Raw genomic sequence first — 8,864 nt, 5'->3', positions numbered from 1 at the left:
GCATAACCACCGCTTCAACCAAGACCCATCCCACGCCGCTGCGCGACGCGGGATGCTGCCGCGCGTCTGGTCACCGTCGATTTTCGAGTTAGAGGTACATACCGGTCGCGGGCGGGGTCATCGGGACCGTCACCGGCTGCGCGCCGGTGCGCAGCGCGTACAGCTCGGCCAGCGTGGCGCCGTGCGGGTCGACGCCGTGCGGGGTGCCCAGCCATGCGACCGCCTCGCCGTACGGCAGCCGCCCGACCTCGATGCTGGCCAGGCACCGCCCGGGCCGGACCACCGCGGGGTGCAGCGTGGCCAGGTCCTCGTTGGTGGTGATCCCGATCAGCGCGTTGCGGCCCTGCCCGAGCAGGCCGTCGGTCAGGTTGAGCAGCCGGGACAGCGACTGGCCGGCGCTGGCCTTGGCGTCGCCGCTGATCAGCTCGTCGCAGTCCTCGAGCATGAGCAGCCGCCAGCGCGGCTCGTCGTCGTCGCCGCTGCCCAGCGCCACGCTCATCAGGTACGCGGGATCGCCGAACAGCCGTTCCGGGTCGAGCACGCAGTCGACCTGGCACCACGGACGCCACTGCTGGGCCAGCGCGCGCAGGGCGGTGGTCTTGCCGGTGCCCGGTTCGCCGTGCAGGAGCAGCAGGCGCCCGTTGACCGCCGTGCCGTCGATGGCCATCAGCCGTTCCAGGGTGCGCGCGACCGGGTCGGCGTAGTTGGCCCGGATCTGCTCCCAGGGGGCCGCGTCGATCTCGCGCTGGACCCGCCGCGGGCCGTGGGCGCCGTAGTGCCAGAAGCCGATCGGCACGCTCTCGGCGGCCGGCTCCGGCTCCTCGACGGCGTTGTCGGTCGCGGCGGCCAGCACCGCCTCGGCCAGCTCGGAGCTGATCGCGGTGACCGTGACCCGGGCCCGGCGGCTCTGCTTCCAGCGGGTCACGTGCAGGGTCCAGCCCTCGCCGACCGACAGCCGGCCGTGCCCGTCCTCCTCCACCGCGTCCCGCACGATGCGGGCGTCCTCGGTGGTCAGTGTCGCGTCGGCGCGGACGTTCTCCAGGTAGCTGGTGCGGCCGTACGGCTCCCGCCCGGTGACGAACGCGTCCAGCGCGAGCAGGTCGACCACGTCCACCAGCCGGTCACCGTCGTCGACGGCACCGGACAGCGGCAGCGCGGCGGACGCGGCGGGGTGAACCGCCGCTTCCACCGGGCGGCTGCCGAGCCGGTCGACGGACTGATGGGGGGTACGCATCACCCCATGATCGTCCTCGAACGGGGGATGAGCACCCGGTTTTCCCCAGGGTGGCCCGAACGGGACCGACTGTGCGGCTGACCACCTTCGTTTCCCAAGATCCGCGGTCGTCGGTAAGGTGAGGGTTACCTAACATGCCTTGACCAGCGATCTCATAACGAACGGAGGCCGACATGGCGACCCATCCGCTCATCTCGCGCCGGAACCTGCTCTTCGGCGCGGCGGGCGTGGCGGCCGCCGGCCTGCTCGCGGCCTGTGGTGACGACGACACCGCGGCGGCCCCCACCGGCGGCAGCTCCTCGGCCGCGACCGGTGGCGCGTTCCCGGCCACGGTGACCCACCAGTTCGGCAGCACCAGTGTCGCGGAGGCACCGAAGACGGTCGTGTCGCTCGGCTGGGGAGACGCCGACGCGCTGCTGGCCCTCGGTGTGGTTCCGGCCGGCATCCTCGACTGGTTCCAGGCCTGGCCGACCGGCGTCGGGCCGTGGGCCCAGGCGAAGCTCAACGGCGCCGCGCCGACGATCCTCAAGGGCCCGGAGATCAACTTCGAGAGCGTCGCCACGCTGCGCCCGGACCTGGTCACGTTCACCAAGAGCGACAACGTCAAGGCCACCTGGGACCAGCTGGAGAAGCTCGCCCCGACCCTGTCCGGCCCGGCCGGCACGGCCCCGTACGGCACCACACTCAAGGACCAGACGCTGCTGATCGCCGAGGCGCTGGGCCGCAAGTCCGAGGGCGAGGCGCTGGTCGCCGCCAACGACAAGGCGCTCGCCGACGCCAAGGCCGCCAACGCCGCGTTCACCGGCAAATCCGTGGTCGTCGCGGCCGCGTTCAGCGGGCAGTACGGCGCCTACACCCGCGGCGACGGCCGGGTGCAGTTCATGGAGGCGCTGGGCTTCCAGAACTCGCAGCGGATCGAGGACCTCAAGCCGGCCAACTTCTACGCCGAGGTCTCCAAGGAGAAGGTCGCCCTGCTCGACGCCGACCTGACCGTCGTCTTCGCCCTGGGCGCGGGCGCGGAGCTCAAGAAGGACACGGTGCTCAACAGCATCCCGTCGGCCAAGGCGGGCCGGCTGCTCATCATCGACGACGCCGACCTGGTCAACGGCTTCTCGACGAACAGCGTGCTGAGCACCCCGTACGTCATCGACAAGTTCGTGCCGCTGGTCAAGGCCGCCCTGGCGTGACCACCACCGCCGCCCGGCGCGCCGGCTACACCCCTGTCGAGGCGCGGGTCCGCGCCCGCGGGGGGTGGACCAGCCGTGGCCTCGGGCTGGTCGCCGCGGTGGCCGTGCTGGCGGCGGTGACCGTGCTCAGCATCGTGATCGGCACGAAGTCGATCCCACTGGGCACCGTCCGGGACGCGTTCTTCACCCAAGGCGCGGAGTCCGAGGACGTCCGGATCATCCTGGACCTGCGGGTGCCGCGTACCGTGATCGGCCTGGCCGCCGGGATCGCGCTCGGCCTGGCCGGCGCGCTCATGCAGGCGCTGACCCGCAATCCGCTGGCCGATCCCGGCATCCTGGGCATCAACGCGGGCGCGGCCACCGCCGTCGTGCTGGCCATCCGGGTGCTCGGGATCAGCTCGCTGACCGGCTACATCTGGTTCGCCTTCGCCGGCGCGGCGGGCGCGTTCCTCGTGGTCTACCTGCTGGGCACCCGGGGCCGCGCGGGCGCGTCACCGGAACGCCTGGCGCTGGCCGGCGCGGCGATCGGCGCCGCGCTGCTCGCGGTCACCAACGCGGTGGCGCTGCTCGACGTGGTCACCTTCGACCGCTACCGGTTGTGGACGGTCGGCGCGCTCTCCGGCCGCGGGCTGGACGTGTTCTGGTCGGTGGCGCCGTTCATCCTGGTGGGCGTGCTGCTCACGCTGGGGCTCGGCCCGTCGCTGAACGTCATCGCGCTCGGCGAGGACACCGCCCGCGCGCTGGGCGCCAACCTGAACCGCACCCGGGTGCTCGCCGCCGTCGCCGTCACGCTGCTGTGCGGGGCCGCCACCGCGGCGGTCGGTCCGATCGCGTTCGTCGGGCTCGCCGTCCCGCACATCGCCCGCACGCTGGTCGGGCCGGACCAGCGCTGGCTGCTGCCGTACTCGCTGGTGCTCGCACCCACGCTGCTGCTGCTCGCCGACATCGTCGGGCGGGTGGTGGCGCGCCCCGGCGAGGTGCAGGCCGGGCTGGTCACCGCGTTCCTCGGCGCCCCGATCTTCATCGCGGTGATCCTGCGCCGCCGGATCGTGCCGCTGTGAGACGCCGGATCACCGTGCGCGCGCCCGGCCTCGCGGTGCGCCTGGACCTGCGCACGCTCGGGGTCAGCGGCGTGCTGCTGCTGGCCGCGGCCGGGGTCGTCGCCTGGACGGTCGTCGCGGTCGGCGTGCGGCTGCCGGTCGCCGACATCCTGGAGATCCTGAACGGCGGGGGCCGGCGCGCCGACCGGTTCATCCTGCTGGACCTGCGCCTGCCCCGGGTCAGCCTGGGCCTGCTCGCGGGCGCCGCGCTGGCCATGTCCGGGGCGGTCTTCCAGAGCCTGTCCCGCAACCCGCTGGGCAGCCCCGACATCGTCGGCTTCACCACCGGCTCGGCCACCGGGGCGGTGCTGGCCATCGTCGCGTTCGGCGCCGGTCCGGCCGGGGCCGCGCTCGCGGCCGTCGCCGGCGGCCTGCTCACCGCCCTGATCGTGTACGGGCTGGCAGCGGCCGGCGGCGGCGCGGTCCGGCGCATCGTGCTGGTCGGCATCGGCGTCAGCGCGATGCTCGTGGCGGTCAACAGCTACCTGATCAGCCGGGCCCGGCTCGACGCCGCCCAGGCCGCCGCGGTCTGGCTGGTCGGCACCCTGAACGGCCGGACCTGGGAATACGTGCGCCCGCTCGGCCTCGCCCTGCTGGTGCTCACCCCGCTGCTGCTGCTGTACGGCCGGCGCCTGCACCTGCTGGAGATGGGCGACGACGCGGCGCAGTCCCTCGGCGTACGGGTGCGCCGCTCCCGCCTGATCCTGGTGCTGCTGGCCGTCGCGGCCTGCGCGGTGGCGACCGCCGCGACCGGGCCGGTGGCGTTCGTGGCCCTGGCCGCGCCCCAGATCACCCGCCGGCTCACCGGCTCGCCGACGCTGCAGCTGCTCCCCGCGGCGCTCACCGGCGCGCTGCTGATGGTGCTCAGCGACCTGGTCGCGCAACGGCTCCTGGCCCCCGCCCAGCTGCCCGTCGGGGTGGTCACCGGCGCGGTCGGCGGGGTCTACCTGGCCTGGCTGCTCGCCGGGCAATGGCGGAAGGGAAACTGATGACCTCGCGGCTGTCCGGCTCCGGCCTCACGCTGGCGTACGGCGACCGGGTGGTGGCGTCCGAACTGGACGTGGCCGTCCCGGACGGTTCCTTCACGGTCATCATCGGGCCGAACGCCTGCGGCAAGTCCACCCTGCTGCGGGCCCTGTCCGGGCTGCTCACGCCCAAGCACGGCACGGTGGTGCTGGACGGCGCGCTGATCGGCTCGTACCGGGCCAAGGAGGTGGCCCGGCGGCTCGGGCTGCTGCCGCAGACCGCGACCGCGCCGGAGGGCATCTCGGTGGCGGACCTGGTGGCCCGCGGCCGCTACCCGCACCAGAAGCTGCTGCGGCAGTGGACCCCGGAGGACGAGAACCAGGTCGCCGCGGCGATGGAGGCGACCGGGGTGACCGCGCTGGCGGACCGGGCGGTCGACGAGCTGTCCGGCGGTCAGCGCCAGCGGGTGTGGATGGCGATGGCGCTGGCCCAGCAGACCGGGATCCTGCTGCTGGACGAGCCGACCACGTACCTCGACATCGCGTACCAGATCGACCTGCTGGACCTCTGCGCCGACCTGAACGAGCAGGGCCGGACCCTGGTCGCGGTGCTGCACGACCTCAACCACGCCTGCCGGTACGCGACCCACCTGATCGTGCTGAAGGCCGGCCGGATCGTCGCGGAGGGCGCGCCGGGCGAGATCGTCACGGCCGAGCTGGTCGAGGACGTCTACGGGCTGCGCTGCGAGGTGATCGAGGACCCGCAGACGCGCACGCCGCTGGTGGTGCCGGCGGCGCGCGCGGCCCGGGGCGCCCGGGTCAGGCGCGGGTGAGTACAAAGAGCGGGATCAGCCGCTGGGTCTTCTTCTCGTAGCTCGCGTACGTCGGGAACGCCGCGACCGCCCGCTCCCACCACAGTGCCCGCTCGTCGCCGGTCACCTCGCGGGCCACGTAGTCGTGCCGGGCGTCGCCGTCCTGCAGCTCGACCAGCGGATGCTTGCGCAGGTTGTACACCCACACCGGGTTCTTCGGGCCGCCGCTCAGCGAGCCGACCACTGCGTACTCCCCGTGGTGCTCGACGCGCATCAGGGCCGTCTTGCGCAGCAGGCCGGTCCGCGCGCCGACCGAGGTCAGCACGATCACCGGCTTGCCGGCGATCGTCCCGGCCCGCGCGCCGTTGGTGGCCTCGTACGTCTCGGCCTGCTTGCGGGCCCAGTCGGCGGTGCTCGGTGCGTACTCGCCGGACAGCGGCATGGCGAAGACCCCTTCTCAGTCGGACGGTGGATCAGGACTCGGCGGCCCGCTCCCACCACGCGGCGCGCTCGTCGCCGGCGACCTGCGGGTCGAGCAGGATGATGGTTTCTCCTTGTCGCGACGACGGATCACAGCGCCACCAGACCCGCGGTGGTTTCCCGGAAACCGCAGGCCTCCTGGTAGAACGCGGTGAGATGGGGCTCGTAGTCCACGTGCAGCCACTGGCAGCCCGCCGCCCGGGCGCCGGTCACCGCGGCGGCGACCAGGGCGGTGCCGACGCCGTGCCCGCGCGCCTGCTCGGCCACCACGGTGTCCACCAGGAACGCGTGCACGCCGCCGTCCCCGACGACGTTGACGAAGCCGATCAGCGTGCCCTCCCGGCGGGCGCAGACCCAGCCCACGCTGTGCCGGTCGAGCCGGGACCGCCAGTCGAGCCCCTGCGCGGCATAGCCGAAACCCGCGGCGTGCAGCGTGTCGAGGTCGGCGTTCGCGAAGTCCGCGCGCCACCCGTACGTGGTCGTCACTCCGCCAGCCTAGCCAGCGCCGCCGCCAGTTCCGCGTTGCGCCGGGCGAAACCGGCCCACGCCGCGGGCGGCTCCTGCGGGGGCCGCGCGCACCGGCGCTGGCTCCACGAGCGGACCCGGCCGGCCCGCACGGCGAACGACACCAGCCAGCCGTCGGCCCAGCCCCGCACCGCGAGGTCGACCGGCTCCAGCGTGGTGACCTGCTGCGCGGCGGTGACCCAGGCCAGCGCACGGATCTCCTCCTGGACCCGGCCGGCGAGTTCGAAGGCGAGCGCGGCGGCAGCTCTGTCGCGTACCGATGCCAGCTCTGCCAGCGCGGCAGCGACCGCGACCGGCTCGCGTTGCAGCACCGCCGCGACGGCCTCGGCGAGCGCGGCGCGGTCGCCGCTGCTGACGCCGCGCCGCGCGGCCAGATCCCGCTCGGCGCCGGTCAGGCCCGCGGCCGCGGCCGCGAGCGGATGCACCCGGTGCAGCGCGCTGACCGCCAGCCGGGCACGCGTGCCGCCGAGATAGGGCCCGAAGATCCGCACCCCCGCGGCCGGCTGCCCGGCGTCGTGGGTGAGGCGCAGCCCGGCCGTCGCGGGCCGGGCATCCAACCGCAGGTACGCCGGGACCTCGGCGCCGCCGGTCGTCCTGTTCCACCGGGGCAGCGACTCCTCCAGCAGGTTGCGTTCCAGCCAGGCGGCCTCGTGCACGGAGTCGCAGGCCACCGCCTCGACCCGGGTGACCTGCGGAACCATCCGCCGCAGGTGCCGGCGGTCCCGCAGGTCGCCGCCGTAGGAACCGACGCGGGCGCGCAGCTCGGTGGCCCGGCCGACATAGAGCACCCGCCCGCGGGCGTCGCGGAACCGGTAGACACCGGGCGCGCTGGGCAGCCCGGCGGCCAGGCGGCGGATCTCCGGTCGCATCGCCCCAGTATCCGCCCGGCGGCCTCGGCTAGCCTTCCGCACATGCCTGCGATCGGTGTCGGCGACATCACCCTGCACTACGACGAGTCCGGCCGCGGCGCGCCGGTGCTGCTCCTGCCCGGCTCCGCCGCGCGCGGCCGCACCTGGTCGCTGCACCAGGTGCCCGCCCTGGTCGGCGCCGGCTACCGGGCGATCACCCTGGACAACCGTGGGGTCGGCGACAGCGGCCCGGCGGCACCGGGCCTGACGGTCGGCACCCTGGTGGCCGACACGATCGCGATGATCGAACGGGTCGCCGGCGGCCCGTGCCGGCTGATCGGCACCTCGATGGGCGCGTACGTGGTGCAGGAACTGCTGCTGGTCCGCCCCGAACTGGTCAGCCAGGCGGTGCTGATGGCCGCCCGGGCCCGCCCGGACGCGCTGTCGCTGGCACTGGCGGCGGCGGACCGCGCGATGGCGGCCGGAAAGGTCGTGGTGCCGCCGGAGTGCGACGCGGTCAACCGGGCGCTGCAGAACCTGTCGCCGCGGACCCTGGAGGACCCGGAGACCGCCCAGGACTGGCTCGACATCCTGGAGATGTCCCCGACCGACTGGACGGACCCGGCGCAGCGCGCACACCTGGACGTCGTGGTGGACACCGACCGGCGCCCGGCGTACCGGGCGATCCGGGTGCCGACGCTGGTGCTGTCGTTCGCGGACGACCTGATCGCACCGGAGGCCCGGGGACGCGAGCTGGCGGCCACGATCCCGGACGCCCGGTACGTGCGGATCGCGGACGCGGGCCACTACGGCTACCTGGAACAACCGGCCGCGGTGAACGACGCGATCCTGGGATTCTTCACCGGTGTGTAGGTGTCTTTCGGGGGTGTTCGTCGACGCCCCGGCGCTTCGGGTCTCCCGCAACGCGCGTCGGGAGTGCTCGGTGATGCTCGGGGACCGGGCGTTCCCGGCCGGGTTCGGTCGCTTCCCGAACTCTTCGGCGGAGCCTGAGCGGTTGCCGGGACCTTTGGTGTTGGTGGAGCTTGTTCGGAGGGTTCTCTTCTGTGCTTGAGCGCATCCTGCCGCCCGGTGTGCACTGCGTGAGCACCCGCGCGGACCCGCCGGCCGCGACGCTGTTCCCCGCCGAGGCCGCGTTGCTGGTCAAGGCCGTGGAGAAGCGCAAACGCGAGTTCACGACCACCCGGCACTGCGCCCGGCTGGCGCTGGCCGAGCTGGGCGTGCCGGCCACGCCGATCCTGCCCGGGGTGCGCGGCGCGCCGGTCTGGCCCGACGGCATCGTGGGCAGCATGACGCACTGCGTGGGCTACCGGGCGGCGGCGGTCGGCCGGACATCGCAGGTCGCGGGCATCGGCATCGACGCGGAGGTGCACGGCCCGCTGCCGGAGGGCGTGCTCAACCTGGTGTCGTCGGCCGGCGAGCGGGAGCACCTGGCCGAGCTCGCGGCGGCGCACCCGTCGGTGCAGTGGCAACGGCTGCTGTTCAGCGCCAAGGAATCGGTCTACAAGGTGTGGTCGCCGCGCACCGGGGAATGGCTGGGCTTCGAGGAGGCCGAGCTGAGCTTCGACCCGGCGACGCAGACGTTCACCGCACGGGTCCTGGTGCCGGGCCCGTTCACGACACTGACCGGCCGGTATGCGGTGGCGGACGACCTCGTGGCAACGGCCGTCGTGGTGCCGGCGGGGTAGCGGCCGG

At 73.9% G+C, this 8,864-nt stretch carries 10 protein-coding genes; 6 read left to right on the top strand and 4 right to left on the bottom strand.

Going from position 1 to position 8,864, the window contains the following annotated elements; translation table 11 throughout:
• Positions 1-88 precede the first annotated feature (88 nt).
• Positions 89-1,234 carry a DUF5925 domain-containing protein gene (locus tag ACIBQZ_RS40525; protein ID WP_396094271.1) on the bottom strand — a complete coding sequence of 382 codons (1,146 nt, stop codon included), beginning with the start codon at positions 1,232-1,234 and terminating at the stop codon, positions 89-91.
• A gap of 173 nt (positions 1,235-1,407) precedes the next feature.
• On the opposite strand from ACIBQZ_RS40525, the gene ACIBQZ_RS40520 reads away from it, so the two are divergent.
• From ACIBQZ_RS40520 to ACIBQZ_RS40505, 4 genes are all read left to right on the top strand, one after another.
• The gene (locus tag ACIBQZ_RS40520; RefSeq protein WP_396094270.1) at positions 1,408-2,421 is read left to right on the top strand and encodes an ABC transporter substrate-binding protein; all 1,014 of its coding nucleotides are present in this window, start codon (positions 1,408-1,410) and stop codon (positions 2,419-2,421) included.
• 98 nt (positions 2,422-2,519) lie between these two features.
• Positions 2,520-3,482, top strand: coding sequence for a FecCD family ABC transporter permease (locus tag ACIBQZ_RS40515; RefSeq protein ID WP_396094273.1), 963 nt, complete (start codon positions 2,520-2,522; stop codon positions 3,480-3,482).
• On the top strand, positions 3,479-4,510 hold the full coding sequence (locus ACIBQZ_RS40510) for a FecCD family ABC transporter permease (protein WP_396094269.1): 1,032 nt from the start codon (positions 3,479-3,481) through the stop codon (positions 4,508-4,510). Before ACIBQZ_RS40515 ends, ACIBQZ_RS40510 begins: the two co-directional genes overlap by 4 nt.
• Positions 4,510-5,319: an ABC transporter ATP-binding protein gene (locus tag ACIBQZ_RS40505; RefSeq protein WP_396094268.1), complete on the top strand. Its 810-nt coding sequence runs from the start codon at positions 4,510-4,512 to the stop codon at positions 5,317-5,319. Before ACIBQZ_RS40510 ends, ACIBQZ_RS40505 begins: the two co-directional genes overlap by 1 nt.
• Here ACIBQZ_RS40505 and ACIBQZ_RS40500 read toward each other — a convergent pair.
• From ACIBQZ_RS40500 to ACIBQZ_RS40490, 3 genes are all read right to left on the bottom strand, one after another.
• Positions 5,306-5,740, bottom strand: a complete 435-nt coding sequence (locus tag ACIBQZ_RS40500; protein WP_396094267.1) for a nitroreductase family deazaflavin-dependent oxidoreductase — start codon at positions 5,738-5,740, stop codon at positions 5,306-5,308. The two genes, ACIBQZ_RS40505 and ACIBQZ_RS40500, sit on opposite strands and share 14 nt — an antisense overlap.
• Before the next feature lie 128 nt (positions 5,741-5,868).
• A complete protein-coding gene (locus tag ACIBQZ_RS40495; RefSeq protein ID WP_396094266.1) occupies positions 5,869-6,264 on the bottom strand; it encodes a GNAT family N-acetyltransferase in 396 nt (131 codons plus the stop codon).
• Positions 6,261-7,172, bottom strand: coding sequence for a nucleotide excision repair endonuclease (locus tag ACIBQZ_RS40490; protein WP_396094265.1), 912 nt, complete (start codon positions 7,170-7,172; stop codon positions 6,261-6,263). The genes ACIBQZ_RS40495 and ACIBQZ_RS40490 overlap by 4 nt, the downstream gene beginning before the upstream one ends.
• A gap of 42 nt (positions 7,173-7,214) precedes the next feature.
• Here ACIBQZ_RS40490 and ACIBQZ_RS40485 point away from each other — a divergent pair, with 42 nt between their 5' ends.
• On the top strand, positions 7,215-8,024 hold the full coding sequence (locus ACIBQZ_RS40485; RefSeq protein ID WP_396094264.1) for an alpha/beta fold hydrolase: 810 nt from the start codon (positions 7,215-7,217) through the stop codon (positions 8,022-8,024).
• A 191-nt stretch (positions 8,025-8,215) separates the two neighbouring features.
• Positions 8,216-8,857 carry a 4'-phosphopantetheinyl transferase gene (locus tag ACIBQZ_RS40480; protein ID WP_396094263.1) on the top strand — a complete coding sequence of 214 codons (642 nt, stop codon included), beginning with the start codon at positions 8,216-8,218 and terminating at the stop codon, positions 8,855-8,857.
• The last annotated feature ends 7 nt before the right edge of the window (positions 8,858-8,864 follow it).

Source organism: Actinoplanes sp. NPDC049599, assembly GCF_044465625.1.
GTDB lineage: Bacteria > Actinomycetota > Actinomycetes > Mycobacteriales > Micromonosporaceae > Actinoplanes.
The sequence above is the reverse complement of the archived record's forward strand: the minus strand, read 5'-3'. Positions and strand labels throughout refer to the sequence as shown.